At 59.6% G+C, this 23,862-nt stretch carries 23 protein-coding genes; 15 read left to right on the forward strand and 8 right to left on the reverse strand.

Annotated features, from left to right (window positions below; translation table 11 throughout):
- The first annotated feature begins 23 nt into the window (after nt 1–23).
- Nucleotides 24–965 (forward strand): AEC family transporter, encoded by a 942-nt coding sequence (locus CKW32_RS01000; RefSeq protein ID WP_032886255.1) that lies wholly within the window; start codon nt 24–26, stop codon nt 963–965.
- Here CKW32_RS01000 and CKW32_RS01005 read toward each other — a convergent pair.
- The 6 genes from CKW32_RS01005 to gatC form a co-directional block, all read right to left on the reverse strand.
- The gene (locus tag CKW32_RS01005; RefSeq protein WP_032886256.1) at nt 962–1,342 is read right to left on the reverse strand and encodes a carboxymuconolactone decarboxylase family protein; all 381 of its coding nucleotides are present in this window, start codon (nt 1,340–1,342) and stop codon (nt 962–964) included. The genes CKW32_RS01000 and CKW32_RS01005 overlap by 4 nt on opposite strands.
- Entirely contained in the window at nt 1,339–2,385 is a 1,047-nt protein-coding gene (locus tag CKW32_RS01010; protein ID WP_095183835.1) for a calcium/sodium antiporter, read from the reverse strand. The genes CKW32_RS01005 and CKW32_RS01010 overlap by 4 nt, the downstream gene beginning before the upstream one ends.
- A gap of 58 nt (nt 2,386–2,443) precedes the next feature.
- The gene (locus tag CKW32_RS01015; protein ID WP_032886258.1) at nt 2,444–2,815 is read right to left on the reverse strand and encodes a septal ring lytic transglycosylase RlpA family protein; all 372 of its coding nucleotides are present in this window, start codon (nt 2,813–2,815) and stop codon (nt 2,444–2,446) included.
- 159 nt (nt 2,816–2,974) lie between these two features.
- Nucleotides 2,975–4,420, reverse strand: a complete 1,446-nt coding sequence (gatB, locus tag CKW32_RS01020) for an Asp-tRNA(Asn)/Glu-tRNA(Gln) amidotransferase subunit GatB (protein WP_095183836.1) — start codon at nt 4,418–4,420, stop codon at nt 2,975–2,977.
- Nucleotides 4,421–4,430: 10 nt separating this feature from the next.
- Nucleotides 4,431–5,882 (reverse strand): Asp-tRNA(Asn)/Glu-tRNA(Gln) amidotransferase subunit GatA, encoded by a 1,452-nt coding sequence (gatA, locus tag CKW32_RS01025; RefSeq protein ID WP_095183837.1) that lies wholly within the window; start codon nt 5,880–5,882, stop codon nt 4,431–4,433.
- 16 nt (nt 5,883–5,898) lie between these two features.
- Nucleotides 5,899–6,186, reverse strand: a complete 288-nt coding sequence (gene gatC / locus CKW32_RS01030; RefSeq protein ID WP_003188556.1) for an Asp-tRNA(Asn)/Glu-tRNA(Gln) amidotransferase subunit GatC — start codon at nt 6,184–6,186, stop codon at nt 5,899–5,901.
- A gap of 210 nt (nt 6,187–6,396) precedes the next feature.
- Between gatC and mreB the strand changes: the two genes are divergently transcribed.
- From mreB to tldD, 8 genes are all read left to right on the forward strand, one after another.
- Nucleotides 6,397–7,434 carry a rod shape-determining protein MreB gene (mreB, locus tag CKW32_RS01035; RefSeq protein ID WP_002555108.1) on the forward strand — a complete coding sequence of 346 codons (1,038 nt, stop codon included), beginning with the start codon at nt 6,397–6,399 and terminating at the stop codon, nt 7,432–7,434.
- A 138-nt stretch (nt 7,435–7,572) separates the two neighbouring features.
- A complete protein-coding gene (mreC, locus tag CKW32_RS01040; RefSeq protein ID WP_095183838.1) occupies nt 7,573–8,694 on the forward strand; it encodes a rod shape-determining protein MreC in 1,122 nt (373 codons plus the stop codon).
- Nucleotides 8,694–9,182, forward strand: a complete 489-nt coding sequence (gene mreD, locus CKW32_RS01045; RefSeq protein ID WP_032886262.1) for a rod shape-determining protein MreD — start codon at nt 8,694–8,696, stop codon at nt 9,180–9,182. The genes mreC and mreD overlap by 1 nt, the downstream gene beginning before the upstream one ends.
- 51 nt (nt 9,183–9,233) lie before the next feature.
- The gene (locus tag CKW32_RS01050; protein ID WP_032886263.1) at nt 9,234–9,830 is read left to right on the forward strand and encodes a nucleoside triphosphate pyrophosphatase; all 597 of its coding nucleotides are present in this window, start codon (nt 9,234–9,236) and stop codon (nt 9,828–9,830) included.
- Nucleotides 9,831–9,900: 70 nt separating this feature from the next.
- Nucleotides 9,901–11,358 (forward strand): ribonuclease G, encoded by a 1,458-nt coding sequence (gene rng, locus CKW32_RS01055; protein WP_032886264.1) that lies wholly within the window; start codon nt 9,901–9,903, stop codon nt 11,356–11,358.
- A gap of 76 nt (nt 11,359–11,434) precedes the next feature.
- Nucleotides 11,435–15,250: a YhdP family protein gene (locus CKW32_RS01060; protein ID WP_095183839.1), complete on the forward strand. Its 3,816-nt coding sequence runs from the start codon at nt 11,435–11,437 to the stop codon at nt 15,248–15,250.
- A 63-nt stretch (nt 15,251–15,313) separates the two neighbouring features.
- Nucleotides 15,314–16,162 carry a carbon-nitrogen hydrolase family protein gene (locus CKW32_RS01065; RefSeq protein WP_095183840.1) on the forward strand — a complete coding sequence of 283 codons (849 nt, stop codon included), beginning with the start codon at nt 15,314–15,316 and terminating at the stop codon, nt 16,160–16,162.
- 16 nt (nt 16,163–16,178) lie between these two features.
- Nucleotides 16,179–17,621: a metalloprotease TldD gene (gene tldD, locus CKW32_RS01070; protein WP_032886267.1), complete on the forward strand. Its 1,443-nt coding sequence runs from the start codon at nt 16,179–16,181 to the stop codon at nt 17,619–17,621.
- Between the two features lie 45 nt (nt 17,622–17,666).
- On the opposite strand, the gene yjgA is transcribed toward tldD, so the two are convergent.
- Entirely contained in the window at nt 17,667–18,188 is a 522-nt protein-coding gene (gene yjgA / locus CKW32_RS01075; protein WP_017138246.1) for a ribosome biogenesis factor YjgA, read from the reverse strand.
- Nucleotides 18,189–18,296: 108 nt separating this feature from the next.
- Between yjgA and pmbA the strand changes: the two genes are divergently transcribed.
- The 6 genes from pmbA (at nt 18,297) to CKW32_RS01105 (ending at nt 23,545) form a co-directional block, all read left to right on the forward strand.
- Nucleotides 18,297–19,643 (forward strand): metalloprotease PmbA, encoded by a 1,347-nt coding sequence (gene pmbA / locus CKW32_RS01080; protein WP_032886268.1) that lies wholly within the window; start codon nt 18,297–18,299, stop codon nt 19,641–19,643.
- A gap of 141 nt (nt 19,644–19,784) precedes the next feature.
- Nucleotides 19,785–20,180: a FagA protein gene (locus tag CKW32_RS01085; protein ID WP_095183841.1), complete on the forward strand. Its 396-nt coding sequence runs from the start codon at nt 19,785–19,787 to the stop codon at nt 20,178–20,180.
- Nucleotides 20,173–21,549 (forward strand): aspartate ammonia-lyase, encoded by a 1,377-nt coding sequence (locus CKW32_RS01090; RefSeq protein WP_095183842.1) that lies wholly within the window; start codon nt 20,173–20,175, stop codon nt 21,547–21,549. Before CKW32_RS01085 ends, CKW32_RS01090 begins: the two co-directional genes overlap by 8 nt.
- Before the next feature lie 27 nt (nt 21,550–21,576).
- Nucleotides 21,577–22,005: a hypothetical protein gene (locus tag CKW32_RS01095; RefSeq protein ID WP_095183843.1), complete on the forward strand. Its 429-nt coding sequence runs from the start codon at nt 21,577–21,579 to the stop codon at nt 22,003–22,005.
- A 1-nt stretch (nt 22,006) separates the two neighbouring features.
- Nucleotides 22,007–22,618, forward strand: a complete 612-nt coding sequence (locus CKW32_RS01100) for a superoxide dismutase (protein WP_095183844.1) — start codon at nt 22,007–22,009, stop codon at nt 22,616–22,618.
- Nucleotides 22,619–22,651: 33 nt separating this feature from the next.
- Complete coding sequence (locus CKW32_RS01105) at nt 22,652–23,545, forward strand: ZIP family metal transporter (RefSeq protein WP_095183845.1); 894 nt, start codon at nt 22,652–22,654, stop codon at nt 23,543–23,545.
- 37 nt (nt 23,546–23,582) lie between these two features.
- On the opposite strand, the gene CKW32_RS01110 is transcribed toward CKW32_RS01105, so the two are convergent.
- Entirely contained in the window at nt 23,583–23,855 is a 273-nt protein-coding gene (locus CKW32_RS01110; protein WP_032886274.1) for an HPr family phosphocarrier protein, read from the reverse strand.
- Between the last annotated feature and the right edge of the window lie 7 nt (nt 23,856–23,862).

Below are 23,862 nucleotides of genomic sequence, written 5' to 3' on the forward strand. Positions count from 1 at the left end.
CGCTCACCAAGGTTCTCCCCGGCATGCTGGCTATCTTCCTCACCACCCTCACCATCACCGCGCCGGTATTTGCCATGCTGTTCCTGGGTGTGCTGCTCAAGCGCATCAACTGGATCAACGACAACTTTATCCACACGGCTTCGTCCCTGGTGTTCAACGTCACCATGCCGGCGTTGCTGTTCCTGGGCATTCTGCATGCCGACCTGCACTCGGCGCTCAAACCGGGTTTGCTGATCTATTTTGCCGTCGCCACGCTGGCGAGCTTTGCCCTGGCTTGGGGTTGGGCGATTTTTCGCTGCAAGCGTGAAGACCGGGGCATCTACACCCAGGGCGCGTTTCGCGGCAATAACGGGGTGATCGGCCTGGCCCTGGCCGCCAGCATGTACGGCGACTACGGCATTTCCCTCGGCGCGATTCTCGCGGCGCTGGTCATCCTGTTCTACAACACCCTGTCGACAATCGTGCTGGCGGTGTACAGCCCGGTGATCAAGTCCGACCCGTGGAGTATCTGTAAAAGTGTGGTGGCCAACCCGCTGATCATCAGCGTCATCGTGGCGGCGCCGTTCGCGTTTTTTCAGATTGGCCTGCCGGGCTGGCTGGAAAAATCCATGCAGTACCTGGCGGATACCACCTTGCCGCTGGCCTTGATTTGCATTGGCGGCACTTTGTCACTGGCGGCGTTGCGCAAGAGCGGCAATATGGCGCTGAGCGCGAGCTTGATGAAGATGGTCTGGCTGCCGGTTGTCGCGACCTTGGGCGCGTGGCTGCTGGGCTTTCGCGGTCCGGAGTTGGGGATTCTGTTCCTGTACTTCGGCGCGCCGACGGCCGCTGCAAGTTTCGTGATGGCCAGGGCGGCCGAGGGGAATCATGAGCTGGCGGCGGCGATTATCGTGATCACTACGCTGATGGCGGCAGTGACCACGAATATTGGGATTTTCGTATTGCAGGCGGGTGGCTGGATCTAGCCTTCCTTCTGGTAGCTGTCGATCACTTCCTGGGCCGCGCGGAACGCATCAATCGCAGCCGGTACACCGGCATACACCGCGCAATGCAGCAGCGCTTCGCGAATTTCCTCCACAGTACAGCCGTTGTTCAACGCGCCACGCACATGGCCTTTGAGCTCCTGCGGGCACTTGAGCGCGGTGAGGGCGGCGAGGGTGATCAGGCTGCGCGTCTTCAGCGGCAAACCTTCGCGGTTCCACACACTGCCCCACGCATGTTCATTGACGAAATCCTGCAGCGGCTGGGTGAAGTCGGTGGCGTTGCCCAGGGCGCGGTCGACGAATACATCGCCCATGACCTGGCGACGCATCTCAACCCCGGGCTTTTTCTGATCGGTCATTTCGATTCCCTCTTGTGTTGGCGGCGCCAGGCGCGCAGCGAGGTGAATATCAGGATCACCACCAGCGCTGGCAGGACGTAATACAGCATCAATTGTTCAAGCTTGTTGGCCAGGGGCATGCCGGTGGTAAACGACATCACGTGCAGCCCATACGCCAGGTACAGGCCCAGCAATACCAGACCTTCGGCGCGGGTGACGCGGTAGCCGGTATAAAACACCGGCAGGCACAGCACCACCACGCCGAGCATCACCGGCAGGTCGAAATCCAGGGCGTTGGGCGACACCGACAGTGGCGATGGCGCCAGCAGCGCGGTTAGACCCAACACGCCCAGCAGGTTGAACAGGTTGCTGCCGATCACGTTACCCACGGCAATTTCTCGCTGGCCGCGCAGGGCGGCAATCAGTGAAGTCGCGAGGCACGGCAGCGAGGTACCGACGCCGATAAGCGTCAGGCCGATGATGCGTTCCGACAAACCCAGGTCGCTGGCCACGTCCACCGCCGCACCGAGCAGCAGGTGGCCGGCTAGCACCAGGATCAGAAAACCGCCGAGCATCAGCAATACGCTGCTCAGCCAGGGCGCCTGGGTCACGGTGTCCAGCGTGCGTGGACGCCGCGAGTGTCGGGTCTGGTAGTGCAGCACGCCAAGGTAGGCCATCAAAGCAATCAGCAGCAGAAGACCATCGAGCGGCGTCAGTTCTTCATTGGCTGCAAGGGTAAACACCAGCAGGCCGGCGAGGATCATTACCGGTATATCCAGGCGTACCAACTGACGCGAGACTCGCAAGGGGATGATCAGCGCCGACAGGCCAAGGGTCACCAGGATGTTGAAGATGCTGCTGCCGATTACGCTGCCCACGGCGATGTCGGTATTGCCGGCCAGGGTGGCCTGCAGGCTGACGGTCATCTGTGGCGCGCTGCTGCCGAAGGCCACGATCGTCAGGCCGATGATTAACGGTCGCACTTTGAGGCTGGCCGCCAGGCGCACCGCGGCGCGCACCAGGATTTCGGCGCCGATGATCAGCAGCGCAAGCCCGCTGACCAGTTCGAGCAGGCTCCAGGGCGAGAGGGCGGTTAATCCGAAAATGGCCAGGGCTCCGTCTTCAGTTGCTCAGGGCTTGCACGCGAACCCGTGCAGTGCCGCTGCTCAGCATACCCAGTTGCTCGGCAGCCTTGCGTGAAAGATCAATCAAGCGCCCGCGGGTATGCGGGCCGCGATCATTGATGCGCACAACGACGGATTTGTCGTTGTCGAGATTAGTGACCTTGACCTGGGTGCCGAAGGGTAATTGCCGGTGGGCGGCGGTCAGGGCGTTCTGGTTGAAAGGTTCACCGCTGGCTGTTTTCTTGCCATGGTGCCGGGCGCCGTAATAGGAGGCGGTGCCGGTTTCGTCGTAGCCGTTGGGGTTGATGAGGCCGCTGGCGCAGCCGGCCAGTAGTGAAAACAGGGCGCATAGGCCTAATAGACGCTTCATTATCAAGGTGCCCCCATCACAAATATGGGAGGGGGCTCGTCGCCGATAGCGGTGATTCAGTCAAAACAGTAATGACTGAAACTCCGCCATCGGGGACAAGCCCCCTCCCACAGCGGGTCCGAGTTAAGCGTGAATTCTCACCCGGACCATTCATCGCATTCAGCCTTCGAGCTTGCTTTTCAGCAGTTCGTTCACCTGTTGCGGGTTGGCCTTGCCTTTGGAGGCTTTCATGGCCTGGCCGACAAAGAAGCCGAACATCTTGCCGCGCTTGGCTTCGTCTGCCGCTCGGTATTGCTCGACCTGTTCGGCGTTGGCCGCCAGCATCTCATCCAGCACCGCCGAGATTGCGCCGCTGTCGGTGACTTGCTTCAGACCGCGCTTCTCGATGATCTCGTCGGCGCTGCCTTCACCGCTCGCCATGGCTTCAAACACGGTCTTGGCGATTTTGCCGGAGATGGTGTTGTCCTTGATGCGCAGCAGCATGCCGCCCAACTGCTCGGCGGTCACCGGGGCTTCGTCGATTTCCACGCCCTGCTTGTTCAGCAGGCTGCCCAGCTCAACCATCACCCAGTTGGCCGCCAGCTTGGCGTCACCGGCAATGCTCACGACTTTTTCGAAGTAGTCGGCTTGCTCGCGGCTGGACGCCAATACGCTGGCATCGTAGACCGACAGGCCGAACTGCTCCTGGAAGCGCTCGCGTTTTTGCGGAGGCAATTCCGGCAGGGTTGCGCGGATGTCATTGAGGAACGAATCCTCAAGCACCACCGGCAACAGGTCCGGATCGGGGAAGTAACGGTAGTCGTTGGCTTCCTCTTTGCTGCGCATGGCGCGGGTTTCGTCTTTGTTCGGGTCGTACAGGCGGGTCTGCTGGATCACCTTGCCGCCGTCTTCGATCAGTTCGATCTGGCGACGTACTTCGGTGTTGATCGCCTTCTCGATGAAGCGGAACGAGTTGACGTTCTTGATCTCGCAGCGGGTGCCGTACTCGGCCTGGCCTTTTGGCCGCACCGACACGTTGCAGTCACAGCGTAGTGAGCCTTCTGCCATGTTGCCGTCGCAGATGCCCAGGTAGCGGACCAGCGCGTGGATGGTCTTTACGTAGGCCACGGCTTCCTTGGCGCTGCGCATGTCCGGCTCGGACACGATCTCCAGTAGCGGAGTGCCGGCGCGGTTCAGGTCGATCCCGGTGGCGCCGTTGAATTCTTCATGCAGGCTCTTGCCAGCGTCTTCTTCAAGGTGCGCACGGGTCACGCCGACACGCTTGATGGTGCCGTCTTCCAACGGGATGTCCAGGTAGCCCTTGCCGACAATTGGCAGTTCCATCTGGCTGATCTGGTAGCCCTTGGGCAGGTCCGGGTAGAAGTAGTTTTTGCGCGCGAACACGTTGTGCTGACCGATCTCGGCGTCAATCGCCAGGCCGAACATCACCGCCATGCGTACCGCTTCCTGGTTCAGCACCGGCAATACGCCGGGCATGCCCAGGTCTACCAGGCTCGCCTGGGTGTTGGGCTCGGAGCCGAACGTGGTGGCGCTACCGGAGAAAATCTTCGATTGGGTGGCGAGCTGGGTATGAATCTCCAGCCCGATCACAACTTCCCATTGCATAGTGTTCTCCTCAGAAGCCGTTAGGGGTGCGAGTGTGCCAGTCGGTGTTCAACTGGTACTGGTGCGCCACATTGAGCAGGCGGCCTTCTTGGAAGTACGGCGCGAGCAGTTGCACGCCCACCGGCAGGCCATCGACGAAGCCGGCGGGCATGGACAAGCCCGGCAAGCCCGCGAGGTTGGCGGTGATGGTGTAGAGGTCTTCCAGGTACTCGGCAATCGGGTCGCCGGTCTTGGCGCCGATCTTCCAGGCCGGGTTCGGCGTGGTTGGGCCGAGGATCACGTCGACTTCTTCAAAGGCAGCCATGAAGTCGTTCTTGATCAGGCGACGGATTTTTTGCGCCTTGAGGTAGTACGCGTCGTAGTACCCGGCCGACAGGGCGTAGGCACCGACCATAATGCGGCGTTGAACTTCGGCGCCGAAACCTTCGCCACGGGAGCGTTTGTACAGATCGGTCAGGTCCTTCGGGTTTTCGCAGCGGTAGCCGAAGCGCACGCCGTCGAAACGCGACAGGTTGGACGAAGCTTCCGCCGGCGCGATCACGTAGTACGCAGGAATGGCGTGCTGGTTGTTCGGCAGGCTGATTTCCTTGATCACGGCGCCCAGGCCTTCCAGCGTCTTGACGCTGTTGTGCACCAATTCGGCGATACGCGGGTCGAGACCGGCGCTGAAGTATTCCTTCGGCACGCCGATGCGCAGGCCTTTGAGCGAGGTATTCAGGCTGCTGCTGTAGTCCGGGACTGGCTCATCGATGCTTGTGGAGTCCTGCGGATCAAAGCCAGCCATGCCTTGTAACAAAATCGCGCAGTCTTCGGCGGTGCGGGCCAGAGGCCCGCCCTGATCGAGGCTGGATGCGTAGGCGATCATGCCCCAACGGGAAACGCGACCGTAAGTCGGCTTCAAACCGGTGAGGTTGGTGAAGGCGGCTGGTTGGCGAATGGAGCCGCCGGTGTCAGTGGCCGTGGCGGCCGGGAGGAGGCGCGCGGCAACGGCGGCGGCGGAACCACCGGACGAACCGCCCGGCACGTGTTCCAGGTTCCACGGGTTTTTCACCGCGCCGTAGTAGCTCGACTCGTTGGCCGAACCCATGGCGAATTCGTCCATGTTGGTTTTGCCCAGGGTCACGGCCCCAGCAGCGGCCAGCTTGGATACCACGGTGGCGTCGTAGGGCGCTTTAAAGTTGTCGAGCATCTTCGAGCCGCAACTGGTGCGAATACCCTGGGTGCAGAACAGGTCTTTGTGGGCGATAGGTGCGCCCAGCAGCGCGCCATTTTCACCGTTGGCGCGACGTCCGTCGGCGGCCTTGGCCTGGCTCAGGGCCAGCTCTTCGGTGATGCTGATGAAGCTGTTGACCTTGGGATCGAGCTCGGCGATACGCGCCAGCAGGGTCTTGGTCAGCTCTTCGGAAGAAAACGTTTTGTCGGCGAGACCGCGGGCGATCTCGGCCAGAGTCATGTGATGCATTGCAGGCTCTTTCCCTTTAGTCGATGACTTTCGGAACCAGGTACAGGCCGTTTTCGACCGCTGGCGCGATGGACTGGTAGGCCTCGCGATTATTGCGCTCGGTCACGACGTCTGCGCGCAGGCGCTGGCTCGCTTCCAGCGGGTGAGCCAGGGGCTCGATGCCGTCGGTGTTTACGGCCTGCATTTGGTCAACCAGCCCGAGAATGCTGTTCAGGGCTGCGGTGGTCTGTGGAAGATCGGCGTCATTGAGGCCAAGCGAGGCCAGATGCGCGATTTTTTCCACGTCGGAGCGTTCAAGCGCCATGGGAATCTCCTGTGGAAAACAGAACGGAGGCTGTCCGTGTGTTAGATTGTCGGAACACTACCGCATTTCTACGGTCATAAGGCCGCGATTGTGGGGGTTGGTGCACAGAAAGTCGGCCAATTTAGCACATTGGCGCCTTGCCCAAAATCCCTGTCGTTGTTAGAGTTTGCCGCACTTTTTTACCCACGCGTTGCCTAGGGTCCTTTCCCCATGTTCAAGAAACTGCGTGGCATGTTTTCCAGCGATCTTTCCATTGACCTGGGCACTGCCAACACCCTTATTTACGTGCGCGAGCGCGGTATCGTTCTGAATGAGCCATCGGTTGTGGCCATTCGGACCCATGGTAATCAGAAAAGTGTCGTTGCCGTTGGCACCGAGGCCAAGCGCATGCTCGGCCGTACACCAGGCAATATTGCTGCCATTCGTCCGATGAAAGACGGCGTGATCGCCGACTTCAGTGTCTGCGAGAAGATGCTGCAGTACTTCATCAACAAGGTTCACGAAAACAGTTTCCTGCAGCCCAGCCCTCGTGTGCTGATCTGCGTTCCATGCAAGTCCACCCAGGTTGAGCGTCGTGCCATCCGTGAATCGGCCCTTGGCGCCGGTGCCCGCGAAGTATTCCTGATCGAAGAGCCAATGGCTGCTGCGATCGGTGCCGGCCTGCCGGTTGAAGAAGCTCGCGGTTCGATGGTGGTGGATATCGGTGGTGGTACTACCGAGATCGCCCTGATTTCCCTGAACGGTGTGGTGTATGCCGAATCCGTACGCGTAGGCGGCGACCGTTTCGACGAAGCGATCATCACTTACGTTCGTCGTAACTACGGCAGCCTGATCGGCGAATCCACCGCCGAGCGCATCAAGCAGGAAATCGGTACCGCTTACCCGGGCGGCGAAGTTCGCGAAGTCGATGTTCGCGGTCGCAACCTGGCCGAAGGCGTTCCACGTGCTTTCACCCTGAACTCCAATGAAGTGCTGGAAGCTCTGCAAGAGTCCCTGGCCACCATCGTTCAGGCTGTGAAGAGCGCCCTGGAGCAATCGCCGCCGGAGCTGGCTTCCGATATCGCCGAGCGAGGCCTGGTGCTGACCGGTGGTGGCGCCCTGTTGCGTGACCTCGACAAGTTGCTGGCCCAGGAAACCGGCCTGCCGGTGATCGTCGCCGAAGACCCGCTGACCTGCGTTGCGCGTGGCGGTGGTCGTGCACTGGAAATGATGGATAAACACACCATGGACCTGCTTTCCAGCGAATAAACTCGTTGGTTGCGCCATGTTTCGCCCGCAGGCAGCACTTCTCAGTGCTGCCTGTCGGCGTTTATCTTCTTCAATCTGCATCCAGGCCGGTTAGATGCCGTATGAATAAAGAGAACATTTGCCTGGGAGGAGCGGCTTATTAAACCGCTTTTCGCCAAAGGCCCCTCATTGGGCGTGCGCTTATTGGTGCTGGTCGTGCTTTCGGTCGCGCTGATGGTGGTCGATGCCCGCTTCTCACTGCTCAAGCCGGTGCGTAGCCAAATGTCGCTGGTGTTGATGCAGACTTACTGGATCACCGACCTGCCGCAACGTCTGTTCCAGGGCGTGTCCAGCCAATTTGGCAGCCGCACCGAGCTCGTCGCCGAAAACGAAAAACTCAAGACTGAAAACCTGCTTTTGCAGGGGCGCATGCAAAAGCTCGCGGCCCTCACGGAGCAGAACGTTCGGCTGCGCGAGCTGCTCAATTCTTCGGCACTGGTCAACGAGAAGGTCGAAGTGGCCGAGTTGATCGGCATGGACCCGAATCCCTTTACTCACCGCATCATCATCAACAAGGGTGAGCGCGACGGTGTGGTCCTCGGGCAGCCGGTACTGGATGCCCGTGGCCTCATGGGGCAAGTAGTAGAGCTGATGCCCTACACATCGCGGGTTCTGCTGCTGACGGACACGACCCACAGCATTCCGGTGCAAGTGAACCGTAACGGCTTGCGCGCGATTGCCAGCGGCACCGGCAACCCCGAGCGCCTGGAGCTGCGTCACGTCGCCGACACCGCCGACATCAAGGAAGGCGACCTGTTGGTCAGCTCCGGTCTGGGTCAGCGGTTCCCCGCGGGTTACCCGGTAGCGACAGTTAAGGAAGTGATCCACGATTCCGGTCAGCCCTTCGCCATTGTACGCGCCGTGCCCACTGCCGCCTTGAACCGCAGCCGCTACCTGCTGCTGGTGTTCAGCGATAACCGCACCCCGGAAGAGCGCGCCAACGACGCCGCCCAGGCCCAGGAAGCGGAAGACAAGAAAAACGGCACGGCGCCGGTGATTCCCGCGACCGTACCCAAGCCCGCAGCGGCGACTCCCGTTGTTCCGGCGGCAACTCCAGCAGTTGCAGCGCCCGTGGCCACGCCGGTCAAGCCCGCGGCCCATAACGCGCATCCGGTGAAACCGGCCGCAGCGAAACCGCCGGTCAGCACGCCTGCCACCACGACGCCCGCTACGAAGCCTCCAGCTGCAGCTGCGGGCACCACGCGGCAGAGGGAGGAATAATGGCCAGTACTCATTCGAGCAATGGCTGGATCGTTTGGTTGACGTTCGCCATTGGACTGCTGCTCAGCGTTTCACCGCTGCCGCAATTCATGGAAATCTTGCGACCCCTCTGGCTGGCATTGCTGCTGGCCTTCTGGTCACTGAACCTGCCGCATAAAGTGGGCATGGTCACAGCCATGTTCCTGGGCTTGGCGGAAGATGTGCTATATGGCACCTTGCTGGGCCAGAACGCGTTGATCCTGACCCTCATCACCTTTCTGGTGCTGTCGTTGCAGCAGCGTTTGCGCATGTTCCCGATGTGGCAGCAGTGCCTGGTGATTCTGGTGATCTTCGGCCTGGCGCAGTTGGTACAACTGTGGCTCAGTGCCTTGACCGGTAACCGTCAGCCAACCCTGGCGCTGGTTTTGCCAGCTTTGGTCAGTGCGCTGTTGTGGCCCTGGATCAGTTTCGGTCTGCGTGGGTTACGTCGACGCTATAAAATCAATTGAATGGATTGCGAGGCTCTGCCTGGTTATCGAACCCCACAGGGAGAGTCTGCAATGAATTCGCTTTATCTGGCCTCGGGCTCCCCAAGACGGCGTGAATTGCTGACCCAGATCGGTGTGCCTTTCACCGTGGTCAGCGCCGCTATCGATGAAACTCCTCTTACCAATGAATCAGCTGTTGCCTACGTCGAGCGTCTTGCGCGCGGCAAGGCGTTGGCCGGATTTGCTGCGCTTGATCATCCATTGGGTGCTTGTGTGCTGGGTGCCGACACGGCAGTGATCGTGGACGGTCAGATCCTCGGTAAGCCGGTAGACCAGGCCGATGCCTTGGCGATGTTGATGGCCTTGTCTGGCCGTGAGCATGAAGTGCTCACCGCCATCGCGCTCACCGACGGCCAGCGCTGCGAAACCCAATGTGTAAGCAGTCGTGTACGTTTTTGTGGGATCACTGTCGAACAAGCGACAGCCTACTGGCACAGCGGCGAGCCCCAGGACAAGGCGGGAGGCTATGCTATTCAAGGGCTTGGCTCGGTGTTTGTCGCGGGCCTCAATGGCAGTTATTCCGCCGTAGTAGGGCTGCCGGTGTGCGAAACCGCGCAACTGCTCGACCAATTCGGCATACCCTGTTGGCAAAACCTTACCGTGCGCTAAACGCCTTGCATCAGCGCCCAGCCTTAAGCGATCGGTCACTATTGTGAAAACGCCTGAACGAGACCCAGCCATGAGTGAAGAGATTCTGATCAATATCACGCCGATGGAATCGCGCGTGGCGGTGGTAGAGAACGGTGTTCTGCAAGAAGTGCACGTTGAGCGCACCCAGAAACGCGGGATCGTGGGCAACATCTATAAAGGCAAAGTAGTGCGGGTGTTGCCGGGCATGCAGGCGGCTTTTGTCGACATAGGCCTGGACCGCGCTGCGTTTATTCACGCGTCGGAAATTTCCCTGCGCGAAGGGCCAGCGGTAGAAAGCATCAGCGCCCTGGTACATGAAGGGCAGAGCCTGGTGGTGCAAGTCACCAAGGACCCCATCGGTTCCAAGGGCGCACGCCTGACCACCCAGCTGTCGATTCCGTCGCGTTACCTGGTGTACATGCCGCGTACTGCCCACGTCGGCATTTCGCTGAAGATCGAAGATGAGGCTGAGCGCGAGCGCCTGAAAAAGGTGGTCAGCGACTGTGTGGCCGCCGAAGGCATCAAAGAGGCGGGCGGTTTTATTCTGCGTACTGCCGCTGAAGGCGCGGGTGCTGATGAAATCCTAATGGACATCCGCTACCTGCGGCGTCTGTGGGATCAGATCGGCGCACAGATCAAAACCATCGGTGCGCCAAGCGTCATCTATGAAGACCTGGGCCTGGCGCTGCGCACGTTGCGCGACCTGGTCAGCCCCAAGATCGAGAAAATTCGTATCGACTCGCGGGAAACCTTCCAGCGAACCACGCAATTTGTTGCCGAGTTGATGCCGGAAATTGCTGACCGCTTGGAACACTACCCTGGCGAGCGGCCGATCTTCGACCTGTATGGCGTCGAAGACGAAATCCAGAAGGCCCTGGAGCGCAAGGTCCCGCTCAAGTCCGGGGGCTATCTTGTGGTGGACCCGGCGGAAGCTATGACCACCATTGACGTCAACACTGGCGCTTTCGTTGGCCATCGCAATCTCGAAGAGACCATCTTCAAGACCAACCTTGAGGCCGCTACTGCGATTGCGCGCCAACTGCGCCTGCGCAACCTGGGCGGCATCATCATCATCGACTTTATCGACATGGAAGATGAAGACCACCAGCGTCAGGTGCTGCGCACCCTGGAGAAGCAGCTCGAACGCGATCATGCCAAGACCAATATCATCGGTATTACCGAGCTGGGCCTCGTGCAGATGACGCGCAAGCGCACCCGTGAAAGCCTTGAGCAGGTGCTATGCGAACCGTGCAGCAGTTGCCAGGGACGGGGTAAGTTAAAGACCCCCGAAACGGTTTGCTACGAGATTTTCCGGGAAATCTTACGAGAGGCGCGGGCCTATCAGGCCGAAGGTTATAGAGTGCTTGCCAATCAGAAAGTGGTCGACCGGCTGCTGGACGAAGAGTCCGGCAACGTTGCCGAGCTGGAAGGATTTATTGGGCGCACGATTCGTTTCCAGGTTGAAACCATGTATTCCCAGGAACAATACGACGTGGTGCTGCTCTGATCCCCATTCGCGTTCTTTCTTCGAGACCGGCAGACCTTGAGCTGCCGTCCGCCTACTGCCTTGAGGGTCGCCTGACATGGAGCGTCTGATACGCTTTTTTGCCGCTTTGACCCGCTGGGGCCTGGGTCTGTGCGCCTTGCTGCTGGTTTTGGCGGCGGTGTATGTGAGCTTAGGTCGTGAATTGACCCCCCTGGTAGCCGAATACCGTGCCGAAGTTGAAGCCAAGGCCCAGGCGGCGTTGGGCGTGCCGCTGCACATCGGCAGCCTGGAAGGGCGCTGGAGCGGTTTTGCCCCGGTGTTGCTGGCCCATGACGTGATGGTCGGCGAGGGCAGCAATGCCTTGCGTCTTGACCAGGTCGAAGTGGTGCCGGCTATCTGGGACAGCCTGATGGCACGTGAGGTGCGCCTGGCGCACTTGCAGGTCAGCGGTCTGCAACTGAGCGCCAAGGAAGGCAAGGACGGTCATTGGGCGCTTCAGGGCATGCCGGTTCAGGACGAGCAGCCGCTGGATCCGGAGCAATTGCTCAAGCGCATGCAGATGGTAAAGCGCGTGTCCTTGCTCGACAGTCAGCTCACTTTGCAACCGTTCGATCAGGCACCGGTCACCTTGACCTACGTGGGTCTGAGTCTGCACACCGGCATCACCCGTCAACGTCTGGACGCACGCCTGACCCTGCCAGACGGGCAGCCTATGGCGCTCAGCCTGCGCAGCCGCATTCGCGCCAGCCAATGGAAGGATGCCGAGGTTCAGGCCTACCTCAGCCTGCCGCAAAGCGACTGGGCCAAGTGGATTCCGGCCAAGCTGACTCAGCAGTGGACACTCACGCAGTTCAAAGCCGGCGGTGAATTCTGGCTGAACTGGGGCAAAGGTACTGTGCAGAGCGCGGTGGTGCGCCTCAACTCTCCACAAGTGAAAGGCCGCTACGCAGAACGCAAGCCAGTGCTCATCGAAAACCTGGCCCTCACGGCTTACCTGCAACGCAGTGATATGGGACTTAAGGTGCTGTTTGATTCCCTGGCGATGAACCTGGGTGAAACTCGCTGGGAGTCGCGCCTGCAATTGCAACAGACTCTGGCTACCGATAAGGACCAGGAAGTCTGGAAGCTGCAGGCTGACCGCCTCGACCTGACCCCTATCACGCCATTGCTGAACGCTCTGGCGCCTCTGCCGGAAGGCTTCGCCAAGACCGTCGAGCATCTGAAGGCCATCGGCCTGTTGCGCAACGTGCTGGTGGATTTCCGTCCTCAGGATACGACCGATCAAAAAGTCAGTTTTGCTGCCAACCTTGAGCGGGTCGGGTTTGACGCCTATTTCGGAGCACCGGCCGCGCGAAACGTGTCTGGCAGTATCAGCGGCGACTTGGGCGGTGGCGAGTTGCGCATGGACAGCAAGGATTTTTCCCTGCACCTCGATCCGATCTTCGCCAAGCCCTGGCAATATCTACAGGCCAATGCGCGCCTGACCTGGAAGCTGGATAAAGAAGGCTTCACCCTCATCGCCCCGTATATCAAGGTGCTGGGAGAAGAAGGCAAGATCGCTGCGGACTTCCTGATCCGCCTGCATTTCGACCATAGCCAGGAAGACTACATGGACCTGCGGGTCGGTATGGTCGACGGCGATGGGCGTTTCACTCCAAAGTACCTGCCTGCGGTGCTGAGCCCGGCCCTTGATGAATGGCTGCGCACGGCGATTCTCAAGGGGGCGGTGGATCAAGGTTTTTTCCAGTATCAGGGTTCGTTGAATCACGACGCGTTGCCGGCTTCGCGCAATATCAGCCTGTTCTTCAAGGTGCATGACGCCGAGTTAGCGTTCCAGCCGGGCTGGCCTCATGTCAGCAAGGTCAAGGGTGAGGTGTTTGTCGAAGAGACTGGTGTGCGCATCCTGGCCAGCAAGGGCCAGTTGTTGGATACCAAGGTCAAGGACGTGTACGTCAATATTCCCCACGCACCGTCCGGCAAGGAAAGTCACCTGCTGCTGACAGGTGGTTTTGCCGGCGGCCTGGGGGATGGGCTGAAGATCCTTCAAGAAGCGCCGATTGGTACCGCTTCCACTTTTGCCGGCTGGAAAGGCGAAGGCGACCTGCAAGGCAAGTTGGACCTGGATGTTCCGCTTGTTAAAGGCATCGAGCCCAAGATCGTAGTGGATTTCCAGACCGACAAGGCACGCCTGCAACTGGCTGAACCACCCCTGGACCTGACTCAACTCAAGGGCAATTTCCGCTTCGACAGCGCCAAGGGCCTCAGTGGCGAGAACATCACGGCCCAGGCGTTTGACCGGCCGATCTCCGCGCAAATCTTTGCCGATGGCAAACCGGGCAATATCAGCACCCGTGTAACCGCCAGGGGCCAGGTGACGGTCAAGCGGCTGACAGAGTGGTTGAAAATCAGCCAGCCGTTGCCGGTTTCCGGTGATATTCCGTATCAGTTGCAGCTCAACCTGGACGGTGCCGACAGCCAGTTGATGGTCAGCTCCAATCTCAAGGGTGTTGCGGTGGACTTGCCTGCACCGTTCGGCATGCCAGCGAGCCAGGGGCGTGACAGCGTATTCCGCATGACCTTGCAGGGCGCCGAACGACGCTACTGGTTTGATTACGGTGAGCTGGCCAACTTTACCTTTGCTGCGCCGCCGGACAAATTCAATGATGGCCGTGGCGAGTTGTTCCTCGGCGATGGCGATGCAGTGCTGCCCGCTGCCAAGGGCTTGCGCATTCGTGGAGTGCTTTCGGAGCTCGACATCGATCCGTGGAAAAAACTGGTGAGCCAGTATGCCGGCAACGATCCGGGTGGCAGTGCCAAGCAACTGCTAAGCGGTGCCGACTTCAAGATAGGCAAGCTCACCGGTTTAGGTACTCAGTTCGATCAGGTCAATCTGCAGTTGGACCGAAAACCCGTTGCCTGGGGCTTGCAGTTTGACAGTCAGCAGGCCAAAGGCAGTGTGACCTTGCCTGATAGTAAGGTCGCGCCGATTGGGGTCAACCTGCAATACGTAAAACTACCGGCGGTGGACCCTACGGTGCAGGCCGATGAAAACGCCCCCGACCCGTTGGGCAGCATCGACCCAAAGGATATTCCGGCTCTGGATATCGCCATTGCGCAACTGTTCCAGGGGCCCGAGCTGCTGGGCGAGTGGTCGCTAAAAATCCGTCCAACTACTAAAGGCTTGGCTTTCAGCGATCTGGACCTAGGTCTGAAGGGCATGCAGCTCAAAGGCGCTGGCGGATGGGAAGGCGCTCCAGGGGGCAGCAGCAGTTGGTACAAAGGCCGCCTGGACGGTAAAAATATCGCCGATGTACTCAAGGGCTGGGGCTATGCACCCACTGTAACCAGCGAAGACTTCCATCTGGATGTGGATGGGCGTTGGCCTGGTTCGCCGGCGTGGGTCGGGCCAAAGCGCTTCTCCGGTAGCCTGGATGCAGCGTTCCGAAAAGGTCAGTTTGTTGAAGTAGAAGGTGGCGCCCAGGCGCTGCGGGTGTTCGGTCTGCTCAACTTCAACTCCATCGGGCGACGCCTGCGGCTGGATTTCTCCGACCTGCTCGGCAAAGGCTTGAGCTATGACCGAGTCAAAGGCCTGTTGGCGGCGAGCAACGGTGTGTTCGTCACGCGGGAGCCGATCACTATGACCGGGCCGTCGAGCAACTTGGAACTGAACGGTACCTTGGACTTGGTAGCTGACCGCGTCGATGCCAAGTTGTTGGTGACGTTGCCTGTGACCAACAACCTGCCGATCGCTGCACTGATCGTCGGTGCACCTGCCATTGGTGGGGCTTTGTTCCTGATCGACAAGCTGATTGGTGATCGGGTTTCGCGTTTTGCCAGCGTCCAATACAAGGTGGAAGGACCGTGGAAGGATCCAAAAATCACCTTCGACAAGCCATTTGAAAAACCAAACTGAGGGCCTGCGGAGTAGCATGGGGCTCTCTTTTTTTGGTGCATGCCCATTACGGAGTGTCGGCTCATGTCCTTTGCGGTAATTCAAATGGTCAGCCAGAGCGATGTGTTGGCCAATCTGGCACAGGCTCGGCGTTTGTTGGAAAAAGCGGCGGCGGGCGGCGCGAAGCTGGCGGTGCTGCCGGAAAACTTCGCCGCAATGGGCCGCCGCGACGTGGCGGACATCGGTCGGGCTGAGGCTCTGGGCGAAGGTCCGATCCTGCGGTGGTTGAAACAGACCGCCCGCGACCTCACCTTATGGATAGTGGCCGGCACATTGCCGTTGCCGCCCAAGGACCAACCGAACTCCAAATCCAATGCCTGCTCGCTGTTGATCGATGATCATGGCGAAATCGTTGCTCGGTACGACAAGCTGCATTTGTTTGACGTGGATGTGGCGGATGCCCGGGGTCGCTATCGGGAGTCCGACGACTATGCTTTCGGGAGTAACGTGGTGGTGGCGGATACACCGGTCGGCCGTTTGGGCCTGACGGTGTGTTACGACCTTCGCTTTCCTGAGCTGTACAGCGAGTTGCGGGCGGCGGGGGCTGAATTGATCACTGCGCCCTCGGCCTTTACCGCTGTAACCGGTGCCGCGCACTGGGACGTGCTGATACGCGCACGGGCCATCGAAACCCAGTGCTATGTGCTGGCGGCGGCCCAGGGCGGCGTGCATCCGGGACCACGGGAAACCCATGGTCATGCAGCGATTGTCGACCCGTGGGGGCGTGTGCTGACACAACAGGATCAAGGCGAAGCGGTGTTGCTGGCCGAGCGCGATAGCAGTGAACAGGCGTCGATACGGGCGCGCATGCCGGTGGTCAACCATCGGCGCTTTTTCTCGCAGGGCGCGCAGCGACCTGCTTCAGAACGATGAATTTAAGGCCAAACCTATGAGCGAGTTGTTGTCCTCAGTCAGTGAACACCTCCTGGCACCCGGTGGCGTGACCATCGAAAGCTTGCAAACCGTGTTGGGCGATCTTGCCGGGCCAGGAATCGACGCCGCTGACCTGTATTTCCAGGGCCAGATTTCCGAGTCCTGGGCGCTGGAAGATGGCATCGTCAAGGAAGGCAGTTTCAACCTCGACCAAGGTGTCGGCGTGCGCGCGCAATCCGGTGAAAAGACCGGTTTTGCCTACAGCAACGCAATCACTTTGGAGGCCTTGGGTCTTGCCGCACGTGCAGCGCGTTCGATCTCCCGCGCCGGCCAAAATGGCACGGTGCAAGCGTTCAGCACTCAGGACGTGGCCCAGCTATACGCGCCGGACAATCCTTTGGAAGTGATCAGCCGGGCTGAAAAGGTCGATTTGCTCAAGCGCATCGACGCGGCTACCCGCGCCCTGGATCCACGTATCCAGCAGGTCACCGTGAGCATGGCCGGTGTGTGGGAGCGCATCCTGGTGGCATCCACCGACGGCGGCCTGGCGGCGGATGTACGGCCTTTGGTGCGCTTCAATGTCAGTGTGATCGTCGAACAGAACGGTCGCCGCGAGCGCGGTGGGCATGGCGGCGGCGGGCGTACTGACTACCGTTATTTCCTTACTGAAGACCGCGCGATGGGCTATGCCCGTGAAGCGCTGCGCCAGGCGTTGGTGAACCTGGAAGCTATTCCGGCCCCGGCGGGTACGCTGCCGGTGGTGCTGGGTTCTGGCTGGTCAGGGGTATTGCTCCACGAAGCCGTGGGCCACGGCCTGGAAGGTGACTTCAACCGCAAGGGCAGCTCTGCCTACAGCGGGCGTATGGGCGAGATGGTTGCGTCCAAGCTCTGCACCATTGTCGATGACGGAACCTTGGCTGGTCGCCGTGGTTCGCTGAGCGTCGATGACGAAGGCACGCCCACTGAATGCACCACCCTGATTGAAAACGGTGTGCTCAAGGGCTACATGCAAGACAAACTCAATGCCCGCCTGATGGGCGTGGCGCGCACCGGTAACGGCCGCCGTGAGTCCTACGCGCACCTGCCGATGCCCCGCATGACCAACACCTACATGCTCGGTGGCGAAAGCGATCCGGCGGAAATCATCGCCTCGGTTAAACGCGGTATCTACTGCGCCAACCTCGGCGGCGGCCAGGTGGATATCACCAGTGGCAAATTCGTGTTCTCCACCAGCGAGGCGTACCTGATCGAAGACGGCAAGATTACCGCGCCGGTCAAAGGGGCAACGTTGATTGGCAATGGCCCGGAAGCCATGAGCAAGGTGTCGATGGTCGGCAACGACTTGGCGCTGGACAGCGGCGTCGGCGTGTGCGGGAAAGATGGGCAGTCAGTACCGGTCGGTGTCGGCCAGCCAACCCTGAAAATTGATGCGATCACCGTGGGTGGCACGGGGTCGTAAGGGATGGAGCTTCGGGTGGCGAAGATCGCCACCCGGGGAAGGGCATCAACGCAGTCCGCGTTGAGTCTCGTCCAGCTCACGGATGTATTTGAAGATTTTACGGCTGGTGGCGGGCGCCTTGTTATGCGCCTGCTCGTGCTGGGCCTGACGGATCAGGGAGCGCAGTTGTTGGCGGTCCGCATCCGGGTAGTCCAGCACGAATTTCTCCAGCACTGCGTCATCGCCCGAGATCAGGCGGTCACGCCAACGTTCCAGATTATGGAAACGTTCGTTGTACTGGCGAGTGGAGGCATCGGTTTGATCAAGCAAGGCCAGAATGGCGTCAGTGTCCTGATCGCGCATCAGCTTGCCGATAAACATGATGTGCCGTTTACGCGCGATATTCGCAGTGTGCTTGGGTGCGTCAGCAAGCGCCCGGCGCATCTCGTCGGTCAGTGGCAGTTTTGCAATCAAGTCTTTCTTGAGCGTTGTAAGGCGCTCGCCAAGGTCAACCAGAGCATGCAGCTCACGTTTGACCTGGGTTTTGCTTTTCTCCCCATCGAGGGAGTCGTCGTAAGAATCAACCATGGTGGCAGTCCGCAAAGAAACGCCGCCATGATAACCAGTCGGGGGCCGCTTGTCCGGCCCGGTCGCTCGATGGCCTTAACCGAAAGCAGAATTTGAGTGGAGAAAACCATGAGTGCAGCCCAAAGCGTCGGTCCGCAAGCGTTACCGGCCCTGCAGGAACAAGTCGAGCAGATCCTTGCCGAGGCTAAGCGCCAGGGGGCCAGTGCCTGTGAAGTTGCGGTCTCGCTGGAGCAGGGTCTGTCGACGTCGGTACGTCAGCGGGAAGTGGAAACTGTTGAATTCAACCGCGACCAGGGCTTTGGCATCACCTTGTATTCGGGGCAGCGCAAAGGGTCGGCCAGTACCTCCGCCAGTGGCCCGGAAGCCATTCGCGAGACTGTGGCCGCCGCGTTGGCGATTGCCAAGCACACTTCCGAAGATGAAAGCTCAGGTCTGGCAGACAAAGCGCTGATGGCCAAGGACTTGAAGGATTTCGATCTTTTCCATGCCTGGGACATTACGCCCGAGCAGGCCATTGAGCTGGCGCTGACCTGTGAAGCCGCTGCGTTTGATGCTGATGCCCGCATCAAGAACGCCGATGGCACCACGTTGAATACTCACCAAGGCTGTCGTGTTTATGGCAACAGCCACGGGTTTATCGGGGGATATGCATCCACCCGTCATAGCTTGAGCTGCGTGATGATCGCCGAAGCCAATGGCCAGATGCAGCGTGATTACTGGTATGACGTGAGCCGTCAGGGTGAACTGCTGGCCGACCCGGTCAGCATTGGTCAGCGTGCCGCACAACGTGCCGCTAGCCGCCTGGGCGCCCGTCCGGTGCCAACCTGCGAAGTGCCGGTGCTGTTTTCAGCGGAGTTGGCGGGCGGTTTGTTTGGCAGTTTCCTTGGCGCGATTTCGGGCGGCAATCTGTATCGCAAGTCGTCGTTCCTTGAAGGCGCCATTGGCCAGAAACTCTTTCCCGATTGGTTGACCATTGATGAGCGTCCGCACTTGATGCGCGCCATGGGCAGCTCGGCGTTCGATGGCGATGGCCTGGCCACGTACGCCAAGCCGTTCGTCGAGAACGGTGAGTTGGTGTCTTACGTACTGGGTACTTACTCAGGCCGCAAACTCGGCCTGCCCAGCACTGCCAACTCCGGCGGCGTACATAACCTGTTCGTGACCCATGGCGATGAAGATCAGGCAGCGCTGTTGCGGCGTATGGGACGTGGCCTGTTGGTAACCGAATTGATGGGGCACGGCCTGAACATGGTCACCGGCGATTACTCACGCGGCGCGGCGGGTTTCTGGGTGGAAAATGGCGAGATTCAGTTCGCGGTTCAGGAAGTGACGATTGCCGGCAATATGCGTGACATGTTCAAGCAGATCGTTGCCGTGGGTAACGATCTGGAACTGCGCAGCAATATTCGCACCGGGTCGGTGTTGATCGAGCGGATGACTGTCGCCGGCAGCTGATCGATCCTCTCTGAGAAGCGCGCTATCCCACGGATAGCGCGCTTTTTTTGTGCTTGGAATTCAGGGCGATCACAATGCTGCCATTGCGTTGATTCTCAATATCATTTAATAATAAATATCATTATCGAATGAGCGTGGATCATGAGTTCTGTCCTGCATGAGGATCCGTACCTGGAAAGCTGGCGCTGGATGAGTCGTCAGATTCGCTGCGGCCTCGATCCTGATGAACCTCGCCTGATCGAACATTACCTAAATGAGGGTCGATACCTGGCGTGCTGCACTGCGACTCATCCGTGGACGATCGCTGAAACGTCATTCCGCCTGTTAATCGATACCGCCAGTGATATCGCCTTGCCTTGGCATTGGCGTTCCACTTGTCTGGATCAGGCTTGGCGCCCTCTGCGCGACTTGGAAAAACTCTCCCACTGTGCCTGCCGCCTCAAGCGCTGGCAGACCTTTGCCTGGCAATTGGCGACGTGCGAATTGCTGCCATCAATCTCCCACTCCGACCTGGTGCAAGGATCTAACGATGAGTAACACCCGTATCGAACGCGACAGCATGGGCGAACTGCAAGTGCCTGCCGAGGCCTTGTATGGTGCACAGACCCAGCGCGCGGTGAACAACTTCCCTATCAGCCACCAACGTATGCCGGCACAGTTTATTCGCGCCTTGATCCTTGCCAAGGCTGCTGCCGCCAAGGTCAACGTCGACCTCAAGCAAATCAGCGAAGGGCAGGGCAAGGCCATCGTTGATGCTGCCCAAGGGTTGCTGGAAGGCGACTTCATGCAGCACTTCCCGGTGGATATCTTCCAGACCGGCTCTGGTACCAGCTCCAACATGAACGCCAACGAAGTGATCGCGACCCTCGCCAGCCGTTTGCTGGGCGAAGCGGTGAACCCGAACGATCACGTCAACTGCGGCCAAAGCAGCAACGACATTATCCCGACCACTATTCACGTCAGCGCGGCGCTGGTATTGCACGAGCAAACGCTTCCGGCGCTTCTTCACCTGGTGCAGGTGATCGAGCAGAAAGCCAAAGAAGTTCACCCGTTCATCAAGACAGGCCGCACGCACCTGATGGACGCCATGCCGGTCCGTATGAGTCAGGTACTCGATGGTTGGGCGCAGCAACTCAAAGCCAATATCGGTCATCTGCAGGACTTGCTGCCAAGCCTGCAGGCCCTCGCGCAAGGCGGAACGGCGGTGGGCACTGGGATCAACGCCCATCCGGAATTCGCGGCGCGTTTCAGTCAGCAACTAAGCAGCCTGACGGATGTGAAATTCACTCCGGGTAAAAACCTGTTTGCGCTGATTGGTTCCCAGGACACAGCCGTGGCGGTGTCCGGCCAACTGAAAGCCACCGCCGTATCGCTGATGAAAATCGCCAATGACCTGCGCTGGATGAACTCCGGTCCACTTGCCGGCCTGGGTGAGATCGAGCTGGAAGGCCTGCAGCCGGGGTCTTCGATCATGCCCGGCAAGGTCAACCCTGTAATCCCTGAAGCGACTGCCATGGTGGCTGCACAAGTCATTGGCAATGACACGGTGATTACCGTCGCTGGCCAATCCGGCAACTTCGAGCTGAACGTGATGCTGCCTATCATCGCCCAGAACCTGCTCAGCAGCCTCGAACTGCTGGCCAACTCCAGCCGCCTGCTGGCGGACAAAGCCATCGCCAGCTTCAAGGTCAATGAAGCCAAGCTCAAGGAAGCACTGTCGCGCAACCCGATACTGGTTACTGCACTCAACCCGATCATTGGATACCAAAAGGCTGCTGAAATCGCCAAGAAGGCCTATCAGCAAGGCCGTCCAGTGATTGATGTCGCCCTTGAACACACCGACTTGCCGCGCAGCCAACTGGAAATCCTGCTGGATCCGGAAAAGCTCACGGCTGGCGGCGTTTAATCACCGACTCTGCTTTGGAGGCTCACCATGGAGCACTGGAAGCGCACGATCGAACGGGCCAATCGCTGCTTTATGCAAGGCGAGTTGGTTGACGCTCGCGAGGCCTATTTGCAAGCCCTGGCCTTGGCCCAGGTGTTGTTCGAACGCTGGGCGAATGCCGACGAAGCAGTGGCGGCTTGCGTCATTTCCCATCACAACCTGGCGGACCTGCATCTGCACTTGAATCAGCCTGAGGAAAGCGCCGAATACCTTTGCGCCATTCACCAACGCTTGCTGCAGACCATGCAGGACGCGCGCCTGAGCCCGCAGCTGCGGGAGGCGGCCCTGCGCCAGAGCAGCAAGACTTACGTCGAACTGTTGAATTTCATCGGCGATCACGGCGAGTACCCGCGCACCCATCGCTTGCTGGGTGGTACTGCGGCGCAACCGACTACGCCTCAATACGGAGCACATTGATATGACCTATACCTTGCCTGCCTTGCCTTACGCCTACGATGCCCTGGAGCCGCATATTGATGCGCAAACCATGGAAATTCACTACACCAAGCATCATCAGACCTACATCAACAACCTTAATGCCGCCGTCGAGGGCACCGAGTTCGCCGGCTGGCCGGTGGAAAAACTGGTGTCCAGCGTGCAGCAACTACCGGAAAAGCTTCGCGCTGCCGTGATCAACCAAGGTGGCGGTCACGCTAACCACTCGCTGTTCTGGGCGGTGATGTCACCTCAAGGGGGCGGTAAGCCAGAGGGCGCATTGGGCAAGGCAATTGACGAGCAAGTTGGAGGTTTTGATAGTTTCAAGGAGGCCTTCACCAAAGCCGCATTGACCCGCTTCGGCAGCGGCTGGGCTTGGCTGAGCGTTACGCCGCAAAAGACCTTGGTGGTGGAAAGCAGCGGTAACCAAGACAGCCCGCTGATGAACGGCAACACGCCGATCCTCGGCCTGGACGTATGGGAGCATGCTTACTATTTGCGCTACCAGAACCGCCGCCCGGAATACATCAATGCCTTCTACAGTGTTATTAACTGGCCAGAAGTTGCCGCACGCTATCAGGCTGCTATGGCCTGACATTTACCTCTATAACAAGATCTAAGGCCGACTATGGGCACTGAAACACTGGCGATCGGCAGCGTGCGAATGTTTCGTTATGCGCTTGGCTCGCTACTGCTACTGGCAGGTACTGCATTGCTGGTGGCCCACGGGCTGGCCTGGCTGGACCTTGAACCGCGCATCCTGCGTGCTTTGCAGGGCGGGGCGATCTGCGCGCTCGGTACTGCGCTGGGCGCGGTTCCGGTATTGGTGATTCGGCGGATGCCGGTGGCCGTGAGCGATACCTTGCTGGGCTTTGGGGCTGGCGTGATGCTGGCTGCAACCGCCTTTTCACTGGTGGTACCGGGTATCGCTGCTGCAGAAAGCCTGGGGCTTACGTCCTGGGGCGCGAGCGGGCTGATCAGTTTCGGCATTATGTTGGGAGCGTTCGGGCTGTATCTGGTTGACCGCAGGGTCTCCGGCGCGAGTCCGGAAATGCTGGTGGGCACACCGGACAAACCGGTGATACCGCCGCGCATCTGGCTATTCGTGTTCGCTATCATTGCTCACAACATTCCGGAAGGCATGGCGGTTGGCGTCTCTGCCGGCGGCGGCATGCCGGATGCCGACAGCTTGGCCATGGGCATCGCCTTGCAGGATGTGCCCGAAGGTCTTGTGATTGCGTTGGTGTTGGCCGGGGCAGGGATGTCGCGGGCCAAGGCATTCCTGATTGGTGCTGCTTCAGGCTTGGTGGAACCGGTGTTTGCCGTGCTCTGCGCTTGGCTGGTGAGCCTGGCCGAGGTGTTGTTGCCTTTGGGGCTGGCGCTGGCTGCCGGGGCGATGCTGTTGGTAGTGACCCATGAGGTGATCCCGGAGTCGCGGCGCAATGGCCACGAAAAGCTCGCCAGCTTGGGGCTCTGCATTGGATTTTGCTTGATGATGGCGATGGATACCGCATTGGGGTGAAGCCGTTGCGGCTTCACGTTTGTGTCAAAGGGTGAGGTTACTCACCCTCATCAAAGTAGTTGTTGATCAACGCCACCAGAGCTTCCATCGCTTCCTGGTCTTGCTCGCCTTCGGTCTTCAAATGAATTTTGGTGCCTTTGCCGGCCGCCAGCATCATCATCGCCATGATGCTTTTGCCGTCGACCATGCTTTCAGGTGTGCGTCCAGCCCTGATCTGGCAGGGGAACTGCCCGGCTACTCCGACAAACTTGGCCGAGGCGCGGGCGTGCAAGCCCAACTTGTTGATGATTTCAATTTCCAGAGCGGGCATCGCGCAG

Origin of the sequence: Pseudomonas sp. Irchel 3H9 (genome assembly GCF_900187495.1) — a bacterium.
Classification (GTDB): domain Bacteria; phylum Pseudomonadota; class Gammaproteobacteria; order Pseudomonadales; family Pseudomonadaceae; genus Aquipseudomonas; species Aquipseudomonas sivasensis.